Annotated in this window: 16 protein-coding genes and 2 tRNA genes; 9 read left to right on the plus strand and 9 right to left on the minus strand. The window is 73.8% G+C overall.

Translation table 11 applies throughout. From position 1 onward, the window contains the following. Positions 1–13: 13 nt before the first annotated feature. The 3 genes from ACFY3N_RS07210 to ACFY3N_RS07220 all read right to left on the minus strand — a co-directional run bounded on the left by ACFY3N_RS07210 (position 14) and on the right by ACFY3N_RS07220 (position 3,430). A complete protein-coding gene (locus ACFY3N_RS07210; RefSeq protein WP_390815632.1) occupies positions 14–1,585 on the minus strand; it encodes a sensor histidine kinase in 1,572 nt (523 codons plus the stop codon). Next, entirely contained in the window at positions 1,582–2,322 is a 741-nt protein-coding gene (locus ACFY3N_RS07215; RefSeq protein ID WP_201263030.1) for a response regulator transcription factor, read from the minus strand. The genes ACFY3N_RS07210 and ACFY3N_RS07215 overlap by 4 nt, the downstream gene beginning before the upstream one ends. 235 nt (positions 2,323–2,557) lie before the next feature. After that, positions 2,558–3,430 carry a DUF2797 domain-containing protein gene (locus ACFY3N_RS07220; RefSeq protein ID WP_390815633.1) on the minus strand — a complete coding sequence of 291 codons (873 nt, stop codon included), beginning with the start codon at positions 3,428–3,430 and terminating at the stop codon, positions 2,558–2,560. Between the two features lie 217 nt (positions 3,431–3,647). Between ACFY3N_RS07220 and ACFY3N_RS07225 the strand changes: the two genes are divergently transcribed. The 3 genes from ACFY3N_RS07225 to ACFY3N_RS07235 all read left to right on the plus strand — a co-directional run bounded on the left by ACFY3N_RS07225 (position 3,648) and on the right by ACFY3N_RS07235 (position 6,152). After that, entirely contained in the window at positions 3,648–4,079 is a 432-nt protein-coding gene (locus ACFY3N_RS07225; protein WP_390815634.1) for a hypothetical protein, read from the plus strand. A gap of 65 nt (positions 4,080–4,144) precedes the next feature. Further along, entirely contained in the window at positions 4,145–4,606 is a 462-nt protein-coding gene (locus ACFY3N_RS07230; RefSeq protein WP_390816051.1) for a potassium channel family protein, read from the plus strand. Between the two features lie 157 nt (positions 4,607–4,763). Next, entirely contained in the window at positions 4,764–6,152 is a 1,389-nt protein-coding gene (locus ACFY3N_RS07235) for an FAD-binding oxidoreductase (protein ID WP_390816052.1), read from the plus strand. Between the two features lie 102 nt (positions 6,153–6,254). On the opposite strand, the gene ACFY3N_RS07240 is transcribed toward ACFY3N_RS07235, so the two are convergent. Both ACFY3N_RS07240 and ACFY3N_RS07245 read right to left on the minus strand, forming a co-directional pair. Beyond that, a tRNA-Arg gene (locus tag ACFY3N_RS07240) sits at positions 6,255–6,327 on the minus strand. Positions 6,328–6,516: 189 nt separating this feature from the next. Next, positions 6,517–6,607, minus strand: a tRNA-Ser gene (locus ACFY3N_RS07245). Positions 6,608–6,789: 182 nt separating this feature from the next. On the opposite strand from ACFY3N_RS07245, the gene ACFY3N_RS07250 reads away from it, so the two are divergent. Both ACFY3N_RS07250 and ACFY3N_RS07255 read left to right on the plus strand, forming a co-directional pair. Then, positions 6,790–7,272 carry an SSI family serine proteinase inhibitor gene (locus tag ACFY3N_RS07250; RefSeq protein WP_390815635.1) on the plus strand — a complete coding sequence of 161 codons (483 nt, stop codon included), beginning with the start codon at positions 6,790–6,792 and terminating at the stop codon, positions 7,270–7,272. 274 nt (positions 7,273–7,546) lie between these two features. Then, complete coding sequence (locus ACFY3N_RS07255; protein ID WP_390815636.1) at positions 7,547–12,226, plus strand: PAS domain-containing protein; 4,680 nt, start codon at positions 7,547–7,549, stop codon at positions 12,224–12,226. Between the two features lie 21 nt (positions 12,227–12,247). On the opposite strand, the gene ACFY3N_RS07260 is transcribed toward ACFY3N_RS07255, so the two are convergent. After that, positions 12,248–12,826 (minus strand): TetR family transcriptional regulator, encoded by a 579-nt coding sequence (locus ACFY3N_RS07260; RefSeq protein ID WP_390815637.1) that lies wholly within the window; start codon positions 12,824–12,826, stop codon positions 12,248–12,250. Between the two features lie 128 nt (positions 12,827–12,954). On the opposite strand from ACFY3N_RS07260, the gene ACFY3N_RS07265 reads away from it, so the two are divergent. Beyond that, positions 12,955–14,184 (plus strand): MFS transporter, encoded by a 1,230-nt coding sequence (locus ACFY3N_RS07265; protein ID WP_390815638.1) that lies wholly within the window; start codon positions 12,955–12,957, stop codon positions 14,182–14,184. 87 nt (positions 14,185–14,271) lie between these two features. On the opposite strand, the gene ACFY3N_RS07270 is transcribed toward ACFY3N_RS07265, so the two are convergent. From ACFY3N_RS07270 to ACFY3N_RS07280, 3 genes are all read right to left on the minus strand, one after another. Beyond that, positions 14,272–15,927, minus strand: coding sequence for a long-chain fatty acid--CoA ligase (locus ACFY3N_RS07270; protein WP_390815639.1), 1,656 nt, complete (start codon positions 15,925–15,927; stop codon positions 14,272–14,274). Between the two features lie 125 nt (positions 15,928–16,052). After that, positions 16,053–16,619, minus strand: coding sequence for a SigE family RNA polymerase sigma factor (locus tag ACFY3N_RS07275; RefSeq protein WP_390815640.1), 567 nt, complete (start codon positions 16,617–16,619; stop codon positions 16,053–16,055). A gap of 277 nt (positions 16,620–16,896) precedes the next feature. Further along, entirely contained in the window at positions 16,897–17,220 is a 324-nt protein-coding gene (locus ACFY3N_RS07280) for a hypothetical protein (RefSeq protein ID WP_390815641.1), read from the minus strand. A 361-nt stretch (positions 17,221–17,581) separates the two neighbouring features. On the opposite strand from ACFY3N_RS07280, the gene ACFY3N_RS07285 reads away from it, so the two are divergent. The 3 genes from ACFY3N_RS07285 to ACFY3N_RS07295 all read left to right on the plus strand — a co-directional run bounded on the left by ACFY3N_RS07285 (position 17,582) and on the right by ACFY3N_RS07295 (position 20,604). Beyond that, positions 17,582–18,454, plus strand: coding sequence for a bifunctional DNA primase/polymerase (locus tag ACFY3N_RS07285; RefSeq protein ID WP_390815642.1), 873 nt, complete (start codon positions 17,582–17,584; stop codon positions 18,452–18,454). 69 nt (positions 18,455–18,523) lie between these two features. Further along, positions 18,524–18,982 (plus strand): hypothetical protein, encoded by a 459-nt coding sequence (locus ACFY3N_RS07290; RefSeq protein ID WP_390815643.1) that lies wholly within the window; start codon positions 18,524–18,526, stop codon positions 18,980–18,982. Between the two features lie 359 nt (positions 18,983–19,341). Further along, positions 19,342–20,604 (plus strand): hypothetical protein, encoded by a 1,263-nt coding sequence (locus ACFY3N_RS07295; RefSeq protein ID WP_390815644.1) that lies wholly within the window; start codon positions 19,342–19,344, stop codon positions 20,602–20,604. The last annotated feature ends 41 nt before the right edge of the window (positions 20,605–20,645 follow it).

Raw genomic sequence — 20,645 nt, forward strand, 5'->3', positions numbered from 1 at the left:
CCACCGACTCTGCTCAGACGCCCTGTCGTGCCCATGTGGCGAGGCTGTGCTGTGCCTGTGAGTACGGATCGGACGCCAACTTCGGTTCCACAGCGGGGAGATGGAGCGTGAACGCGGTGTGTCCGGGCACGCTGTCGACGGTCACGGCACCGCCGTGCGCGGTCGCCACGGCCTGCACGATGGCCAGGCCCAGACCGGTCGAACCGGTGACACGGGTGCGCGCCGAGTCGCCGCGCGCGAACCGTTCGAAGACGCGCGGGAGCAGCCCGGGCGGGATGCCCGGCCCGTTGTCGACCACGTCCACGCAGAGCCAGGGGCCGTTGCGGCGCACCCGGGCGGTGACGGTGGTGCCCGGCGGGGTGTGGTTGCGGGCGTTGCCCAGCAGGTTGACGAGGACCTGCTGGAGCCGGGCGGCGTCGGCGCACACCGGCGCGGGCTCGTCGGGCAGTTCGAGCCGCCAGACGTGGTCCTGGCCCGCGGCGCGGGCGTCGCTGACGGTGTCCACGACGAGCGGGACGAGGTCGGTCTCCTCGAACTGCAGGGGCCGGCCGGCGTCCAGCCGGGCGAGCAGCAGCAGGTCCTCGACGAGCAGGGTCATCCGGCTCGCCTCGGACTCGATCCGTCCGAGCGCGTGCCGGGTGTCGGGGCCGACCTGTTCCCGGCCGCGCCGGGTGAGTTCGGCGTAGCCCCGGATGGAGGCCAGCGGCGTGCGCAGCTCGTGGCTGGCGTCCGCGACGAACTGCCGCACCCGGGTCTCGCTCTCCTGCCGGGCGTGCAGCGCTCCGTGGATGTGGTCGAGCATCCGGTTCAGCGCGGCGCCGACCCGGCCGACCTCGCTGTGCGGATCGCACTCGGACTCGGGGACCCGCTCCTCGAGATTCACCTCACCGGTGTGCAGGGGCAGTTCGGAGACCCGGGTGGCGGTGGCGGCGACCTTGCGGAGGGGGCGGGTGGCGACGCCGACCAGGACGTACCCGGCGATCCCGGCGGCGACCAGTCCGGCGCCGGTGACGCTGATCTCGACCAGGATGAGGGTGTTGATCGTGTCGTTGGTGTCCTCGGTCGGCAGCGCGACGTAGAACGCGCCGTTCCGGCCGCTCTCGTACTGCACCCGGTACTCGCCCAGGCCCGGGATGTCCACGGTGTGCTGGTGCAGGTCGCGCGGGACGGTGGCGACGGCCGCGAGCTGGGCCGCGGAGAGCTGGGTCGCCTCGGACGTCGTGAAGCCGTTCTCCTTCTTGGGCTTGCTGACGATCCCGTCGGTCACCCGGCCGTCCTCGACGGTGACGCCGATGGTGCCGATGCCCTGCGGGCCCTTGGTGACGAAGTCGAGGGGGTCCTCGGCCCCCAGGAGCTGGGGAGGCGGCTCGCCCTTGTCCGGGCCGCCCGCCGCGCGCTTGGCGACCTCGCTCAGCTGCCCGTCGAGCTGCTCGTACAGATGGGACCGCAGCGCCAGCGTGGTCACCGTACCGATCACCGCGCACACCACCGCGATCAGCACCACGGACGCGACGACGAGCCGCGTCCGCAGGGTGCGCGGGGTGCGTGCCCGCCGCTGCGGACGCGGCCGCCGTCGTCCGCTCACGAGACCGCGGGCTTGATCATGTAGCCGGCGCCGCGCCGGGTGTGGATCATCGGCTCCCGGCCCGCGTCGATCTTCCTGCGCAGGTACGAGATGTACAGCTCGACGACGTTCGCCTGCCCGCCGAAGTCGTACGACCAGACCCGGTCGAGGATCTGGGCCTTGCTGAGCACGCGCCGCGGATTGCGCATGAGGAAGCGCAGCAGCTCGAACTCGGTGGCGGTGAGGTGGATGTTGTCGCCGCCGCGGGTGACCTCGTGGCTGTCCTCGTCGAGGGTGAGGTCGCCGACGACCAGCATCGACTCGGAGCGGCGGTCGGCCGCGCCGGAGCGGCGGATCAGCCCGCGCAGCCGGGCGACGACCTCCTCCAGGCTGAACGGCTTGGTGACGTAGTCGTCCCCGCCGGCGGTCAGTCCGGCGATACGGTCCTCGACGGCGTCCTTGGCGGTGAGGAACAGCACGGGCACGTCCGGCAGCTCGCGGCGCAGCCGGCCGAGGATGGCCAGCCCGTCCATGTCCGGGAGCATCATGTCCAGGACGACGGCGTCGGGCCGGAACTCGCGTGCGGTCCGGAGGGCCCCCTGGCCGTCCCCCGCGCTGCGGATCTGCCAGCCTTCGTACCGCAGGGCCATGGACAGCAGTTCGGTGATCGACTGCTCGTCGTCCACCACAAGCACGCGGACGGGGCTCCCGTCCGGCCTCAGCAGTTCGGTGCGCCCCTGGGGCGAGATCGTGGTCATACCGCACACGATGTCCGGGGCCTCTGAGAGCACCCTTTCGGCAACCTGTGTTTTACCTGAGAAACTCACAGGCGGCTCTCAGCCGGGGCGGCCCGAGCCCCTCCCCGAAGCGCCGTACGCCGTCGGCCTCGGTACGGATGGCGGGGTGAGCGGTCATGCCGCCCACGACCGCCCGCGACCGCGCCCCCGGGCCGGGAGGTGCCGGTCCCCGGGCCGGGAGGTGCCGGTCCCCGGGTCAGAACAGCCCGTCCTGCGCCGTCGCCCGGTCCTTGATCCCCCTCACCGGCAGCGTGGACTCCCGTCCCCGGACCGGGAGCAGTTCCCATCCGGTCAGCAGCCGGGTGTCCAGCACCACGACCCCCTTCCCCGTCGCCAGATGCAGATCGGGACCGGCGGCGGCCACCAGCTCCCCGCTCACCGCGCCCCCGGCGACCAGTTCGCTCACCTCCCCCACGGCGGCCGGCACCCCCGACAGCCCGAACACCCCGACGTGATCGACCGGGCGGAACGGCTCGGGGGCGAGCGATTCCGGCCACCCCGCCAGGGCGACCGCCCGCGCGTGCAACCCGGCGATCTCGGCCGCCCGGTCCCCTTCCCCGTCCGGGAGGGCCGCCCGCGCCGCCCGCTTGCCGGCGTAGGGGATGCGGTCGGGCACGCGGAGCGCGGCGCGCAGCAGCTCCTCGGTGCGCCGGGCCGCCATCAGCGGCCCGGTTCCCAGCCAGCTGAAGCAGACCGCCCCCTGCTCCAGCAGCCGGGCCGGCCCGCGCCGCACGGCGGTGATCCCGACCTTGGTCATCCCGGGCCCGAACCACGCCAGGTAGACGCGGTAGGGCCGCGAATCGTCCGCGAGGGTGTCGGCGGCCACCGAGTGTGCCCGGTCCAGCCGGGCGCACTCCTCGCAGCGCGCCCCCGTGCTCCGCCCCGGAACGGCCGCCCCGAGCGGACACGTGTGTCCCCGCGCCCCCACACATGTCCGCACTCCCCCTTCCCCGACCCCGAAGGCCACCCGTTTCCCCCGGGTCAGCACGGAGCGCCGGCCGCCCTCCCACGCCAGCACGGGACCGTCCGCCGACCACCGCAGCCCCGAGCACCTCCATGCCTGTGCCATCTTCGACGACACTAGGGGGCGCCACTGACAACGGCCCCGCGCCGGCGAGATCCACGCGTCCCCTCCGCCCGCACCACCGCATTCTTCGCCGGCCGCACCCCGGAGGGGACCTCCGTGCTCCCCGACGGGGACGGCGCACCCGCCGAGGTGCCGAGTGCGGACCGGGGTGCGAGCCTGGTGGAAGGCAGTGCTCGGGGACAACCGAAAGGTCGGACACATGGCGAGCAATGTCAGCGGCACGCGTCACCACCGGGCCGGGTGGGAGGCCGGGAGCCCTTGGGCGACGAGCTGGACGGCGGCAGCGGCGGTCCTGATGACCTTCGGCGGCATCATGGCGATCTTCCAGGGCATCGCCGCCATCGCCGAGGACGACGTCTTCGTCGCCACCCAGAACTTCACCTACGAGTTCAGCCTGACCGGCTGGGGCTGGATCCACCTGATCCTCGGCGCCCTGGTGACCGCCGCCGGTCTCGCCCTGTTCACCGGGGCCACCTGGGCCCGCGCGGTGGGCATCACGCTGGCCGGACTCAGCATGGTCGCCAACTTCGTGTGGCTGCCCCATGCACCGGTCTGGTCGATCGCCCTCATCGTCATCGACGGCTTCATCATCTGGGCCCTGTGCGCACCACGTCGCGAGTACCAGGCCTAGAACGCGCGTTCGCGACCTGGAGGACCTTCTGGCCAGGGCTGGCCGGGGTGGCGGGTGTGGTGGCGATGGTCGCCGCCTACTTCCTCCTCCCCGTGGACGACCTGGGCCCGCGCCGGCCGGCCCTGAGCTGGACCCTCTTCATCCTCGCCCTGGTGCTCGTGGCCGTCCTCCTGCTGAGGCAGGTGGTCCACGTCCTGCTCGGGATCCCGAACACACGTCCGGGGCTGGTCATCCCCCTGCTGACGAGCCTGTCCATCCTGGTCTTCGCGACCACCTACCTGGCCCTGGCCCAGCGCCCCGGCGAACTCGTCGGCCTCGACACCCGCCTCGACGCCCTGTACTTCACGCTGATCACCCTCGCCACCGTCGGCTACGGCGACATCACCCCGCGCGGCCAGACGGCCCGCCTGGTCACCATCCTGCAGATCCTCTACACCTTCGTCTTCCTCACGGCGGCGGCCACCGCCCTGACCCACTACCTCCGCACCACGCTCCTGCGCCGCGGAAACCACGGCCCCCCGGACTGACTTCCCCACATCGCACAGAGCTGTGACGTACATCACACTGGAGAAAGTGGGGATTCGATCCCCGGCCCCGGACGAACGTCGGCCGATCCGCCGGTTCCGTCCGCCGCGGCCATCCGTTTCCGCAATCTCTCCCAAGGGGTGTCCGCTCATGAGCGGCATGGACGCGACTGCTCTCGACAACTTCCGCGCGGCCCTGCGAGGACGGGTCGTCACACCGCAGGACGCGGATTACGACGAGGCCCGCAGCATCTACAACGCCATGATCGACCGGCGTCCGGCCGTCATCGCACGGTGCACGGGCACGGCGGACGTCCGGGCCACCATCGCCTTCGCCCAGGAGAGGGGGATCGACCTCGCGGTGCGCAGTGGCGGGCACAGCGGGCCGGGGCTGTGCCTGGTCGATGACGCGCTCACCCTCGACCTGTCCCCGATGCGCTGGGTGCGTGTCGACCCGGAGACCGAGACCGCGCAGGTGGGCGGGGGCAGCCAACTGGGAGACCTGGACCACGAGACCCACGCCTTCGGCCTCGGCGTGCCGAGCGGGATCAACTCGACCACGGGGGTCGGCGGTCTCACGCTGGGCGGCGGGCACGGCCACCTGACCCGCGCCTACGGGCTGACGGTCGACAGCCTGATCGCCGCGGACGTCGTCCTGGCCGACGGCAGCGTCGTCACCGCCTCCGAGAAGGAGCACCCGGACCTGCTGTGGGCGCTGCGGGGCGGCGGCGGCAACTTCGGCGTGGTCACGTCGTTCACCTACCGGCTGCACCCGGTGGACACGGTCGGGGTCGCGGCGACCGTGTGGCCGATCGAGCGCACGGCCGAGGTGCTGCGCTGGTACCGGGAGTTCCTGCCCGCCGCGCCGGAGGACCTCAACGGGTTCTTCGCGGTCATGACGGTCCCGCCCGGGCCGCCCTTCCCGGAACCGCTCCACGGCCAGAAGATGTGCGCCGTGATCTGGTGCTGCACCGGCGACCTGGCGGACGGCCGCCTGGAGGACGTGCTGTCCGTGGTCAACGACCCGGCCCCGCCCGCCTTCCACTTCGCCACACCGATGCCCTACCCCGCCCTGCAGACCATGTTCGACGAGCTGGTCCCCAAGGGGCTCCAGTGGTACTGGCGCGGCGACTTCTTCGACAGCGTCCCCGACGACGCCGTCGCGGTGCACGAGAGGTACGGCCGGGCCCTCCCCACCGGCCTGTCGACGATGCACCTGTACCCCGTGGACGGAGCGGCCCACCGGGTCGCCCCCGGCGAAACGGCCTGGGCGTACCGGGACGCGGTGTGGTCCGGCGTCATCGCGGGAATCGACCCCGACCCGGCCAACGCCGACCTGGTCCGGCAGTGGTGCGTCGACTACTGGACCGACCTGCACCCGCACTCCATGGGAGGCTCGTACGTCAACTTCATCGGCGAGTCGGAGGGCCCCGAGCGCGTCCGCTCCACCTACCGCGACCACTACGACCGGCTGACCGCGGTCAAACGCGCCTACGACCCGGACAACTTCTTCCGCGCCAACCAGAACATCCCGCCGTCCGCGGCCTGAGCCGGACGACGGCCGCGGGGCCGGCTCTTCGACCGCCACCGGTTGCCACTGACCGCCGGAAACGCCAGAGGCCCCGGATCTCTCCGGGGCCTCTGCTCTGTGTGCACTCGGCAGGATTCGAACCTGCAACCTTCTGATCCGTAGTCAGATGCTCTATCCGTTAAGCTACGAGTGCCTGTCTCTTCAGTTTTCTCGCCGCTCCCCGGTCCTTTCGGCCCGCTCGCGGCGACAGGAAGAACATTACATGACTGCCGCCCTCATGTGAAATCCGTTTGGCCCACCCCTTGTGACCTGCGCGAACACGGAATCGACGGGCGACAACGACGAAGCCCCGACCGCAATGGCCGGGGCTTCGTGATCGGTGCGGAGGCGGAGGGATTTGAACCCTCGATGGGCTTTAAGACCCAAACCGCATTAGCAGTGCGGCGCCATAGACCGGACTAGGCGACGCCTCCATGCACAGAACCTTCCGCGCGTGAGCGCGAGCGGATTCGGTGCGTGCCGATGATGACACACCCGCGTGGGGTGTCACCAATCGCCACCCACGGTACTAGGCGGAGAGCCCGCAGGGCAAAGCACTTCCGGCCGTCGCGCCGCCGCGGCGCAACGTCTCGCGCGGTGGCGCGTTGGTCAGGTCATGCTGAAGGTCATCCCCCGGGTTCCCGGCGCCGCTCGTCCCCGGCTGCGGCGGCTCGCCGTCGGCGCCGCCGCCTCCGTCGCGGTCCTCGCCCCGCTGTCCACCGCGCCCCCGGCGGCGTCCGCGCAGGACGCGCCCGCGCGCGGGGACCGCCTCACCGTCACCGTGCGCGACGCGGGCGGCGGGGCGGACGGGACGTACGAGGTGCGGTGCCGGCCCAGCGGCGGCAGCCATCCCGACCCCGCCGGGGCCTGCGCGGCCGCCGAGCGGAACACGCGGTGGGGGAGCGACGCCTTCGCCCCGGCGCCGCGGGACGCCGTCTGCACCCTGCAGTACGGCGGACCCGCCACCGCCCGCGTCACCGGCACCTGGGCCGGCCGTCCGGTCGACGCGACCTACGACCGTACGAACGGATGCGAGATCGCCCGCTGGGACCGGCTGGTGCCGCTGCTGCCCGAAGCGGGCGCCGCGGGGCGCGCGTGAGGGCGACCGGGAGCGGCCGAGGGCGCGCGGTGGCGAGTCGGGGCACAGGGGGCGTAAAGGTCCCGCGAAGGTTCGTGGCGCGTCGGCGCAGGCAGTCACGGGTTCCGGGCGCACCGGGCGTCACCCCGCCGTCACGTCCTGATGCGATGTCCGTCCCATCCGGCGTCGCGAGCGCAATCCCAGCCCTTAGACTCCCTCGCGTGACACGCTGCGGGCAGGTTGGCAAGATGGCCCGAGCGGTCGGCACGTCGCGGTAACAGGGAGGAAGCGTCTCGTGAGCAGCAGGCCATCCCGGGGCACTGCTCGCCTCGCAGCCATACTCGACGCGCTTCCGGACGCCCTGGTGCTGGTCAACGCCAACGGCACGGTCGTCAACGCCAACGCCATCGCCCTGGAGGCCTTCGAGACCCCGGGCACGGCGCTGGTGGGGCGGGGGCTGCTGGACCTGCTGCCGCAGTTCGACTCCAGGCTCATCCCCGGCTCCATGCGGCGGCCCGACCACATCGACCCCCGGGCGCGCACCAAGCCGACGCGGATGGTCGCCCGGCGGACCGACGGGACCGAGTTCCCGGTCGAGGTCACCAGTGCGAATCTGGAGAACGGCCAGCAGGCGTACGACAATTCCGGCTACACCGGCGACGAGCTGCTGATGCTCGTCGTCCGCGACCTCTCCGGCACCGTCGACACCGAGGCCGAGCTCGCGCGTTCGCAGCGGCAGACCGAGATGATCCTGCGCGCCGCCTCCGAGGGCGTCGTCGGGACCGACACCGACGGGCGGATCGTCCTCGTCAACCCGGCCGCCGCCCAGATACTGGGCTACCGGGCCGGCGAACTCGGCGGGCGCGAACTGCACACGCTGGTCCTCCACTCGCGCGCCGACGGCGCCCCCTTCCCGTACGACGAGTCCCCGCTCGCCGACACCCTGCGCTCCGGGCGCAAGCACCGGGTGCGCGGTCAGGTGCTGTACGCCAAGAACGGCGACAAGCTGCCGGTCGACCTGACGACCGCGCCGGTGCGCGACGGCGACCAGCTCGTCGGCGCCGTCATGACGTTCCTCGACCGCCGTCCCTACGACGCGCTCGTCGAGGAGAAGGAGAAGGCCGAGCGGGAGCACGCCGAGGAGCTGGAGCGGCTCGCCGAGGAACACGGCTCCGAACTCACCGCCCTGCGCCAGGGCCACGTCACCGAGCTGGAGGAGCTGCGCGAGCAGCACGCGGAGGAACTCGCCGCGAACGAGGAGCGGTACGCCGCGCTCGGCGAGCGGGAGAAGGACCGCTACGAGGCCCTCGCCGCGCGGCACGACCAGCTGCTCACCCTGCTCGGACGGTCCCTGCGGGGACCGCTGGACGAACTGCGCCGGGAGCTGTCCGCGCTGGCCGCCGACGACGCCGGGCAGCTGTGGCCCGAGGCCAACCAGGTGCTCCACCACCTGTCGGCCGGCTACGCCCGGATCACCACCCTCATCGACAACGTCCTCGGCTACCAGCGGCTCGACGCCGGCAGCGAGCAGGTCACCCGTACCAGGGCGATGCTCGACGCCGTCGTCGCCGCCGGAGTCGACGGTGCCGTGGAGCTCATCGGCCCCGGACGGGTGCAGTTCGCCGTGCACGCGCCGCCCATCGAGGCCGAGGTCGACCCGCGGCTGCTCGCGACCGCCCTCGCGCATCTCGTCGCGGACGTCGCGGGTGTCGACGCGACCGGCAACACGCCCGTGGCGGCGGGCGGCTACCTGGACAACACGGTCGTGGTCGCGGCGGCGCAGCGCGGCGAGGTCGTACGCATCGAGGTGCGCGGACCGTACGGCGGCGGCGACCCGGTGCACGAGCCGATCGTGCGCGGGATCGTCCGGGCGCACGGCGGTGTGCTGCAGACGCACGAGGTGCCCGGGATGAGCGGCAGCGCGTTCGTCCTCGAGGTGCCGATCGGGGACGGGGCGGGGTCCGTGGCGGCCGCCGGGACGGCGGTGCCGGCCGAGGAGACCGCTCCTGCCGAGCCGGCCTCCGGTGGCGGGCGGCGCCGGGCGCGGCGGGCGTCCACGGACGCCTTCCTGGAGAGCGAGCTGCCGGGCGCGGACGACGGCTCCGACACGGAGTCCACGCCCACCGGCCGGCGCAGGCGCCGGGCGGCGACCGCCGCAGCCGACGACGAGCCCGCGCCGACACAGCTTCCGGCGCAGCCGGCGTCCGGCGGCACCGGGCGCCGGCGCGGCCGGCCGGCCGAGGACGCGCCGACCGTGGTGGGTGCCGAGGTCGACGTCGTCGGGGCGGCCGGGGTGCCCGGGGTGTCCGAGGGGGCCGTCGTCACCGCCGCCGAGCACGCGGCGGGGGCCGCCGCGTCGAACACGGGGCTGGGCGGGACCGTACCGCCGCAGGGGGTGCCGACGCCTTCCGGGCAGCGCGCCCGGCACGAATCCGGCGAACAGCACGCGCTGCCGCCGGCGCTGCCCGCGCCGTCCGGCGGTGACGGGACGGCCGACGCGCCCCCGGCCGGGACAGCGGTGCACGTTCCGGCTCAGGCTTCGGGGGAGTCGCAGCCGACGGGGCGGCGTCGGCGGGCGCTGGCCGCCGCCACCGAGCGGGCGGCGGCGCAGGAGGCCGCGCCCCGTACGGTGTTCGCGCTGCCACCGGCCGAGGCGGACCAGGAGCAGCAGGCCGGTCGGACGGCACAGGCCGAGGCGATCGGGCAGACCGGGACGGCCGGGGTCGACGACGGCCGCCATGACGCCGTTCCGCACGACCAGGCCGACGACCACACCCCGCCGCAGCCGCATCCCACCACCGCGCCGACGGGCCGTCGGCGCCGGGCCGCCGCCCAGCAGGCGGAGCCCGCCGGCACACCCGCCGAGGCTCCCGCTCCGGCCGCGCAGGCGGCGGTCGCCCAGGCTCCGGCGGCTCCGGCGCAGTGGGGGACGGCACCGGCCCAGGGGGCGCCTGCCGCGCCGCAGGGCACTCCGGTTCCGCCGCAGGGGGCTCCCGTGCCCGCACAAGGTGCGCCTGTTCCCCCGCAGGGTGCTTCCGTGCCCGCACAGGGTGCGCCTGTTCCCCCGCAGGGTGCTTCCGTGCCCGCGCAGGGTGTTGCGGTCTCGCCGCAGGGCACTTCCCCTGCACCCCAGGTCGCTCCCGTACCCGCCCAGGGCGCGGCCGTTTCCCCGCAAGGGGTGGCCTCCGTCCCGGCACACGGCGCTCCCGTCCCGGCGCAGGGGGCTGCGGTTCCGGGCGCCCCCGTACCCGCGCAGGGGGCGGCCGCTCCTCCGCAGGGCGCTCCGGCAACCGTTCCCCCGCAAGGGGTGGCCCCCGTCCCGGCACACGGCGCTGCCATCCCGCCGCAAGCCGCCACGCCCCCGGCACACAGCACTCCCGTACCCGCGCAGGGTGCGGCGGTCCCGCCGCAGGGCGCTCCCGTACCCGCGCAGGGCGCGGCCGTTCCCCCGCAAGGAGCGGCCCCCGTCCCGGCACACGGCACTCCCGCGGTCGTTCCCCCGCAAGGGGCTCCCGTACCGGCACAGGGCGCCGTCATTCCGCCGCGAGCCGCCACGCCCCCGGCGCACGGGGCTCCCGTGGCCGCCCGGGGAGAGGCCGCGCAGCCGCTTCCCCTCGCGCAGCCGCTTCCCGCGGAAGCCGCGCCCGCGCCCGGCGCCGCGGCCGAGGGTGCCCCCGCCACGCAGCAGTGGCCCGTCGCCGGTGACGCCTCCGGTGCCGGCACGGCGGTCCCGGCGGCCGTGAGCCCGTCGCAGCCGACCCCCTCCGCCGGCACCCCGTTGCCGCCCGAGGGCGCGCCGGTTCAGCGGGCCGCCCAGCCGTTGCCCGCGGAGGCCGCGGCGCCGGTCGACCCGGACTCCACGCAGGGGCGGGCGATCAGCGTGCGGACGCTGGGGCAGGGCGTGCCGTTCAACCGGCAGGCCGCCCAGGTGCAGCAGCCGCTGCCGTCGGCCACGCCTCCCCCGCACCAGCCGGGCGGCTCCGGGCGCCGCCGCAAGCTCGGCACGCGCCCCGACGCGGACGCGGGCACCGAGCAGAACGCGCGCCCGCACCCGTCGGCCGAGCCCGTGCCCGCCCACGCGCCGGCGCAGTCCCGGCTCGCGCCGGCGACCGAGGGCACCGGACGGTCGTACGCCATAGGGGCGCCCGACGCGGACGCCGCCGAGGGGCCCGAGCCGCTGGACGGTCCGGGCGGGGCCGTCGAGGTGGCGGATCCGCCGCGTCCGCAGCCGATGGACGACGAGCTGCCGCCGGAGCCGCTGGACAACCCGCGCCGGCTGCTGGTGTGGCCCGCGCCGGACGTCACCACGCAGCAGGCGCTGAGCGACCGCGGCTACCGGCCGGTGATCGTGAACTCGCGCGAGGAGGTCGACGCGCAGATCGCGGCGTTCCCCGCCGCGCTGTTCGTGGACCCGCTGACCGGGCCGATCACCCGCACGGCCCTGCAGTCGCTGCGGCAGGCGGCGGTGGCCGCCGAGGTGCCGGTGCTCGTCACGGCCGGGCTGGGACAGGCCTCGCGCGACGCCGCGTACGGCGCCGACCCCGCCGTCCTGCTGAAGGCGCTCGCGCCGCGCGACAGCGATCAGCACCCCCCGCGCGTGCTGCTGATCGAGGAGCACGCGGAGATCGCGCTGGCGCTGACCGGGACGCTGGAGCGGCGCGGGATGCAGGTCGCGCGGGCCGCGAGCGACGCCGACGCGGTGGCGCTGGCGGGGCAGTTCCGGCCGAACCTGGTGGTGATGGACCTGATGCGGGTGCACCGGCGGCAGGCCGGTTCCGCCGGGATCGTCGACTGGCTGCGGGCGAACGGGCAGCTCAACCGCACCCCGCTCGTCGTCTACACGGCCGCCGTCGACCAGGCGGACCTGCCGCGACTGGCCTCCGGCGAGACGGTGCTCTTCCTGGCGGAGCGGTCCACCAGTGAAGAGGTGCAGGACCGGATCGTCGACCTGCTGTCGCGGATCGGGACCAACTGACGGCCGGCCGGCGAAGGCCCGTCAGCGGGCGACCAGGCGGCGGGCCGCCTCCTTCACGGACGCGCGCAGCCGGGCGCGGTCCCCGTCCTGTTCGCCGACCAGGATGCGCCGCATCTGCGGGACGACGGCCGTCCAGTTGGCCAGCGCGGTCAGCAGGAACAGCAGGTCGCCGGCCGGGATGGCGTCGGTGACGACTCCGCGCTCCTGGCCGTCCCGGAGCAGGGCGATCTTGCGGACGTAGTGCTCCTGGCGTTCGCCCTCGTGGGGCAGTTCGTCGGTGCCGTACTCCAGGCCCTCCCAGAAGAGCAGGCGCAGCAGTTCGGGATGGGCGGCGTGGTAGTCCATCAGCCGGTCGACCCAGCTCTCGATGTCGTCCGGGTCGACGGGGACGGACTCGGCGAGGTCCAGCATCTTCCGCTCGAGGACGATCGCGAACAGCTCCGCCTTGTTGCCGAAGTAGGCGTAGATGAGCTGCTTGTTGGCCTTCGCCTCGGCCGCGATGCGGTCGATGCGGGCACCGGCGATGCCGTGGCGGGCGAACTCGGTGACCGCCGCCTCGAAGATCCGGGCCTTGGTGGCCTCGGGGTCCCTGACTCCCATGGGGACAGGGTAGCGCGGCAAGTAACCAACCGTTTGGTTGACGGGGAATCCGGCGAGGGCGCAGACTGTTCCCCATCAGACAACCAACCAGTTAGTTGCTAGAGCAGGCTCGAAGGGGTATCCCGCTCATGTCCTCAGCGCCCAGCGCCACCAGCACCGGCCGGCCGGCCCGCAGGCCTCCGCTCGCCGCTCCCGGCCGGGGTCCGGGCCCGTCCCGCGGCTCCGGCGCGTTCCTCACGCTCATCGCCGTCTGCACCGCGGTCACGGCCGCCAACATCTATCTCGCCGCGCCCCTGCTCTCCCTGATCGCCCGCGACTTCGGTTCCACGCCGTCGGCCGTGGCCTGGATCGCCTCGGTCGCCCAGCTCGGATACGCCGTCGGGCTGCTCTTCTTCGCCCCGCTCGGCGACACCGCCGACCGGCGCCGGCTGGTCACCGTCCTCACCCTGGTCACCACCGGCGCACTGATCGCCAGTGCCGTCGCCCCGGGCACGGGCGCGCTGGCCGCCGCCGTGTTCGTCGCCTCGGCCGGGACCGTCGTACCGCAGCTGCTCGTCCCGCTGGTCGCCGAGCGCGCCCCCGCCGCACGCCGCGCCCGCCATGTCGCCGCCGTGATCGCCGGCCTGTTCACCGGCATCGTCGCGGCCCGGGTCCTCGGCGGGCTCGCCGGGCAGGCCTTCGGCTGGCGGTGGGTGTTCGCGGGCGCGGCCGTCCTCACTCTCGCCCTGGGCGTCGCCACCGCCCTCGTCCTGCCGTCCGGGCGGCGCCGCCGCGACGGCTCGCTGTTCGGCGGCCTCGCCGCGCTGCCCGGACTGCTGCGCCGCTCGCCCGACCTGTGGCGCGCCTCGGTGCGCCAGGCGGGGATGTTCGGCGCGTGGAGCGCGCTGTGGACCTCGCTCGCGCTGCTGCTGACCGGCCCGGCCTACGGCCTGTCCACCGCCACCGCCGGACTGTTCGGCCTCTTCGGGCTCGCGGCGAGCGCGGTGGCGCCGCTGGCGGGCGGGCTGGTCGACCGTTTCGGCGCCGCCCGGGTCGTACGGGGGGCGTATCTGCTGGCGGCCGTCTCCGTGCCGCTGTTCTGGCTGGGCGGGCAGGTCGTCTGGGCCCTGTTCGTCGCCGCGGTCGCGATCCACGCGGCCCTGGTCGCCTCCCACGTCGCCAACCAGACCCTCGCCCTGACCACCACCTCCAGCCCGGCCGTCGCCAACACCGCCTACGTCGTCTCCGGCTTCGCCGGCGGCGCCACCGCCTCGGCCCTCGCGGGCACCGCCTTCACCCACTTCGGCTGGGGCGGGGTGTCGGCGGTGGCGGCGGTCTGGCTGGCGCTGGGCTGGGGGAGCACGGCGGTACGGCGGTGAGCGGTGCCGCCGGGCGGTGGGACGCTCCCGAGGTCCCGGGCGGTGAGGTGACGCCCCACCGCCCGGCGCGTCCGGCGTACGCCGGTGTCAGAGCCGGGTGACGTCCAGCTCCCCCTCGGCGTACCGCCTGCGCAGCACCTTCTTGTCGAACTTGCCGACGCTGGTCTTCGGCACCGACTCGATCACCGTCCAGCGCTCCGGGAGCTGCCACTTGGCGATCCTGCCCTCCTCCTGGAGGAAGGCGCGCAGGGTGGTGAAGTCGGCGGTGGAACCCTCCTCGAGGACGACCGTGGCCAGCGGGCGCTCGCCCCACTTGTCGTCCGGGACGGCGACGACGGCGGCCTCGGCGACGTCCGGATGGGCCATCAGCGCGTTCTCCAGCTCGACCGAGGAGATCCACTCGCCGCCGGACTTGATGACGTCCTTGGCGCGGTCGGTGAGGGTGAGGAAGCCGTCGGGGGAGATCGTCCCGACGTCGCCCGTCTTCAGCCAGCCGTCCTCGCTGAACTTGTCGGCCGGGCGCAGGGGCTCGGCGTCGGGGCCGTTGTAGTAGGCGCCCGCGATCCACGTACCGCGCACCTCGAGCTCGCCCGCCGACTCGCCGTCCCAGGGGAGGCGTTCGCCGCCGGGGCCGGTGAGGCGGGCCTCGACGCCGGCCGGGAAGCGGCCCTGGGTCAGCCGGTAGGCGAACTCCTCCTCGGTGCCCACGGCGTGGGCCGGCGGGCGGGCGATGGTGCCGAGCGGGGAGGTCTCCGTCATGCCCCAGGCATGGCAGACCCGCATGCCCAGCCGGTCGAACGCCTCCATCAGGGAGGGCGGACAGGCGGAGCCGCCGATGGTCACCTGGGTGAGGGAGGAGACGTCCCGGGGCTTGGCGGTCAGCTCGGCGAGCAGGCCCTGCCAGATGGTGGGGACGGCGGCTGCGTGGGTCGGCCTCTCGCCCTCGATCATCTCGGCGAGCGGGGCGGGCTGCAGGAAGCGGTCCGGCATCAGCATGTTGACGCCGGTCATGAAGGTGGCGTGCGGCAGGCCCCAGGCGTTGACGTGGAACTGCGGGACCACGACCAGCGAGGTGTCCTGGTCGGTCAGGCCCATCGACTGCGCCATGTTGACCTGCATGGAGTGCAGGTAGATCGAACGGTGGCTGTAGACCACGCCCTTGGGGTCGCCGGTGGTGCCGGAGGTGTAGCACATGGCGGCGGCGGCACGCTCGTCCAGCTCCGGCCAGTCGTAGGCGACGGGCCGGCCGGCGAGCAGGTCCTCGTACTCGTGCACCCGCGCGGTGGCGTCCGCCAGCGCGGAACGGTCGCCGGGACCGGAGACGACCACGTGCTCGACCGTCTTCAGGTGCGGCAGCAGCGGGGCGAGCAGGGGGATCAGCGAACCGTTGACGAGGATCACCCGGTCGGCGGCGTGGTTGACGATCCACGCGAGCTGCTCGGCCGGGAGGCGGAGGTTCAGGGTGTGCAGGACGGCGCCCATGGAGGGGATCGCGAAGTACGCCTCGACGTGCTCGGCGTTGTTCCACATGAGGGTGGCGACCCGGTCGTCGCCGGTGACCCCGAGGTCGTCGCGCAGGGCGTGGGCCAGCTGGGCCGCCCGGGCGCCGATCTCCGCGTAGGAACGGCGGTGCGGTTCGCCCTCGCCGGTCCAGGTGGTCACCTGTGAGGTGCCGTGGATCGTCGACCCGTGGGTCAGGATCCTCGAGATCAGCAGCGGTACGTCCTGCATGGTGCTCAGCACGGCGTCCTCCTGGGCGACATTGCCTGCGCGGCGGTACGGGTTGCGCTGATTCTGCGCACATACCGCGCGGTATGTCACTAGGGGAGCGAATGATCGATCACGCCGCGCCGGAGGGCCGGTGCGCCTCAGCCGCGGACGAGCCCCAGTTCGGCGTCCTCGCGGAGCTTGCCGAGCGCCCTCGACACGGCCGACTTCACCGTGCCCACCGAGACGCCGAGCACGTCGGCCGTCTGGACCTCGCTGAGGTCCTCGTAGTACCGCAGCACGACCATCGCCCGCTGCCGCGCGGGCAGCCGCATGACCGCCCGCCACATCGCGTCGCGCAGCGCCTGGTGTTCGGCCGGGTCGTCGCCGCCGGGCACCGGGTCGGGCTCGGGCAGCTCGTCGCAGGCGAACTCGTCGACCTTGCGCTTGCGCCACTGCGAGGTGCGCGTGTTCAGCAGCGCCCTGCGTACATAGCCGTCGAGCGCCCGGTGGTCCTCTATGCGCTCCCAGGCGACGTACGTCTTGGTGAGCGCGGTCTGCAGCAGGTCCTCCGCGTCGCTCGGGTTCCCGGTCAGCGACCGGGCGGTACGCAGGAGCACCGGCTGGCGAGCCCTCATGTACGACGAGAACGACGGGTACGGGAGGGTCTGCGCCGCTGTCGCTGGAGTGGCGGCCTTCGAAGCGCTGGTGCAGACGGGTGTGGTCATGGCTCAACGCTAGGAGCGGGGGCGGTCCGCCGGATCGCCCGCAGGTCCCGAAGGCACGTCCCCCTCAGGTTGTAGGGGTGGGGCCCGCTCCACCTCCTGGAGGTGGACGAGCGGATGAGGGGTACTGCGGGTCGGCCCCCAGAGGGACCCGGAGCGCCCGGGCCGCCGACGGTCGCCCCTCCCTCCGGGGACGCCTCCGGGCGGCCGTGCCGAAGCCCCGCCACCCGGACGCCTTGCCCCCCCCACGAAGCACACCCGCACGGTCAGGGCGCCGGCCTCACCACAGCGGGCTGAAGCCGACGGCCGTGTTGTCGTCGCCCTGGTTGACGACCGTGAGGGCGGAACCGGTGACCTGGGCGGTGTTGTTCCGGTTCGTGGCGCCGGAGCCGGTGGCCTGCTGCTGCGAGGTGGCCGAATTACCGAAGTTGTCGCCGCCCACGCCGCTGCCGAGGGCGTCGGCCTCGGAGCTCGTGGCCGTCGCGTTCGATCCGTCGTCCGCCAGGGCGCCGTCGTCCGCCGTCGCGACGCCGGTGAAGAGGGCGACCGCGAGCGGAAGGGCGGAGACCGCGGCGATGACGCGGGCGGTACGGATGTTCGCCATGCTGTGTTCCCTCCAGAACAAGGACGCACCGGCTCATGGCCCCGTGCGCGTGAAGTACGGCTGTCACCAGGGAAGTCGTCCCCCCGCCCCGGTGCTGTGCACGACGTCGCGAGACCAGGGTCGCCCAGGGAACGCCCGGCGAACCACCCCGGACGCGATCATTCGCACGCAAGCGTGACGACACGGTGGTAAACCCCGGCACGCCCCTCGGATCCCGCGCCCTTCCGAGGGGCACCCCGCCCCGCTCCCCGCAAGGGACGAAGCGTTCCGCCACTTCCCCCGCCCACGCCCACGCCCCCACCCCGGCGCGCCGCGCCTCCGCCCCCTTCCCTTCTTCGAACGCGTGTACGACCATGGAGGTATGGCCACCACCGACCGGCAGGCCACGACACTGGCCCTCGCGCACGCCCTGTCAGCCGCCGAACGCGGTCTGGCCGTCATCCCCCTGTCCCGGACGAAACTCCCGGCCCTGCGCTCACCGCACCGCGACACCCCGGAGCCGGCGGGCCCGCCCTGCCACGGCGAGTGCGGCCGTTTCGGCCACGGCGTCCACGACGCCTCCACCGACCCCGCCCGCATCCGCGAACTGTTCGCCGCCGCACCCCGCGCCACCGGTTACGGCATCGCCTGCGGACTGCCCCCGCACCACCTCATCGGCGTCGACCTGGACACCAAGAGCGGTACGGACCCGTTCGCCGCCCTGCGCGAGCTGGCCCGGCGCCACCTGTTCACGATCCCCGCCACGGTGATCGTCCTGACCCCGAGCGGCGGCCGCCACCTGTGGCTGAGCGGCCCGCCGGACGTCGTCGTGCCCAACTCCGCGGGCCGCCTGGCCCCCGGCATCGACATCCGGGGCGCCGGCGGCTATCTCGTCGGGCCCGGTTCCCGCACCGACCGCGGCCCGTACACCACCGCCGAGGGCACCGCACACCTGGTCCCGGCGCCCTGCCCGCCCACCCTCCTGCGCCTGCTCCTCCCGCCGCCCCGCGCGCACCACCCGACGCCCCCGTCGGCCGGCGGGCACGGTCAGGGACTCGTCCAGTTCGTGCTCGCGGCGCACGAGGGCCAGCGCAACACCCGCCTGTTCTGGGCGGCCTGCCGCGCCTACGAGGACGGCATCGGCCCGGCGCTGGTGGACCCCCTGGTCGGCGCGGCCCTCCACACCGGCCTGTCCGAACGAGAGGCCCGCGCGACGATCGCTTCGGCCGCGCGGATGACGGGACACCGCCCCTGACCCTCCCCGGTCCCTCACCCGTCGTCCGCGCCACCCTCTCCGTCCCCCCACGAAAACCGAAAGACCCCGATGCACCGCCGCCCCACAGTGCCGACCGTGTCACTCGCCCGCGTCCTCCTCGACTCCGGCCGCTCGGTCGACCTCTCCGAGCTGCGGCTGTCGTCGACGTACGGCGGGCTGCTCGAGGGCTACCCGTGCAAGCCCCTCGACGACCGGAGGATCGACCGGCTGCTCCGGTCCGCCGGGCGCGCCTTTACCGGCGCCCCGGTCCACCTGGTCCCGCCTCCGCGCGAGTACCCCGACCAGTACGCGGGCGCCTTCGGTCCCGTGGAGCTGCTGCCCGCCGTGACGTGCGTCGGCAGCTTCCGGTCCGAGGCGCTCGCCCCGGCCCCCGACCACTCCCTGTACCACTCCCGCCTCACCGTCGTCTGGTTCCAGCCCTCCCCGCGCGTACCGTCCGGCTGCGACGCGGAACCCGCGCTGCGGGACCTGTCCTGGGAACGGCCGGCCGAGGACGAGGAGCTCTGAGGGCGGCCGTCCGGATCACTCCGGGTGCGCGAGGTGACGCTCCCGCGGGGGTGATGCACACGTACGGAGGGGCGGCAGCCTGAACGTCACCACACGTACGGGTGAGTGTCGGGTCCCGTCGCCGGGGTACGAAGCCGCTGCCCCGGGCACCGCGGAGAGCGGGGCAGGTCACAGCTCCGGATGCGAAAACTCCTGGTGACAGGGGGCGCGCGAAAGAAAACGGTGCCACGGAAGGCCTTTTCGATCATCTGCTGTCAGCAACGTGCGCGTGTCTACAGCGCCCCAAACGTCCTGATTGTTCAGAATGTTGCCCACTGCCCCAGTTGAAACTATGAAGTTTCATTGCCGAGGAGCATGACATGCAGGTTCGCAGGTGGCTCCCAGACCAGCCCACTCGTATCGGCCGCCATGACTGGCCGGACGAGGGGGACAACGGAACGCACATGCGGCTGCGGGCCGGCTCCATCGTGGTACTGGACCGGCAGGGGTGGCGAATCCTGGAGATCAACAGCTACCCGAACGACTGGTGGCCGGAATCCTACGAGAAGGCGTGGCGCGACCACGTGGAACTGTGGTGGCACGCCAACGAACTGCGGCGGGCCAACAACCAGGCGGTCAAGCCGGCCCCCGAGCGGGCCGAGTTCTACAAGCGCCCGGTGGTGCTGGTGCTGCGTAACGAGAACCTGCCCCGTTCCACGCCCAAGCACTGGTGCGCTCCCGCCAGCCACGACTGGCGGGTCCTCCCCGAGCACTACGCCGTCTGCCGCGCCTGCGGCGAGCTGCCGCCCTGCCACCACGGGGAGTACCGCTGGGAGGGCGGCCCCCGCTGGCCGGAGCAGGACGGCGGCATCCCGCTCATGGTGCCGGAGGGCTGCTGCATGGGGTGCGCCGAGCCGATCAGGCCGCGGGTGCGGACCGTGCGCTTCCCGGGACCGAACCTCTGGTACCCGGACCTGGGGGAGGACACGGCCGTCTTCCACTCCCGCACCGCCTGCGCCGACCAGGTCGACCGCTACCGCATGCAGTGGCAGGCCGAGTACAGCCCGCGCTCCTCCCCGCACCCCGCCACACCCTCGTTCCCGGGCTTCGAGCACTTCGTGCTCCCCCGGACGCGTCACGCGCCGGACGTGCCCCCGCACGACCGGCGGGCCTCCCAGGACCCGCATCCCGCGCCGGACGTGCCGTCACGCCCGGGAGAGGAGGAGTGCGTCTCCGTGACCGGTGACTTCGGCGCCTTCCCCGCCCCGTTCGACGGACGCCGGGGAGCCCCGGGGACCGGCACGCCGCCGGCGAGCCCGCCGGCACCGCCGACCGTGCCCGAGCCGACGCCCGCGCCCGCGGTCTCCGGTGCGCCCGCGGCGGACCCGACGCCGCCGGGGCCTCCTCCCACGGCCGGTACGGGCGTGCCCGCCGCCGCGACGGAGACGTCCGCACCCGCCTCCCCTTCCGCCGACGCCCTCGAGCCGGCCCTCCGGTCCGCACAGGAACTGGACCTGGCACTGGCGGGGGGCCCGTCCTTCCACAACGCCGAGCAGGCGGCCCGGGTGATCGAGGAACTCACCGCCGCGGTCCGGAACATCGCGCTCTGCCTGAACAACCCGGCCGCACGCGAACGCTCCTGACCCGCGAACGGACCGCGGCGGCAGGCCGCGTCACACCCGCC

The sequence above is a fragment of the Streptomyces sp. NPDC000348 genome (assembly GCF_042898795.1).
Taxonomy (GTDB): domain Bacteria; phylum Actinomycetota; class Actinomycetes; order Streptomycetales; family Streptomycetaceae; genus Streptomyces.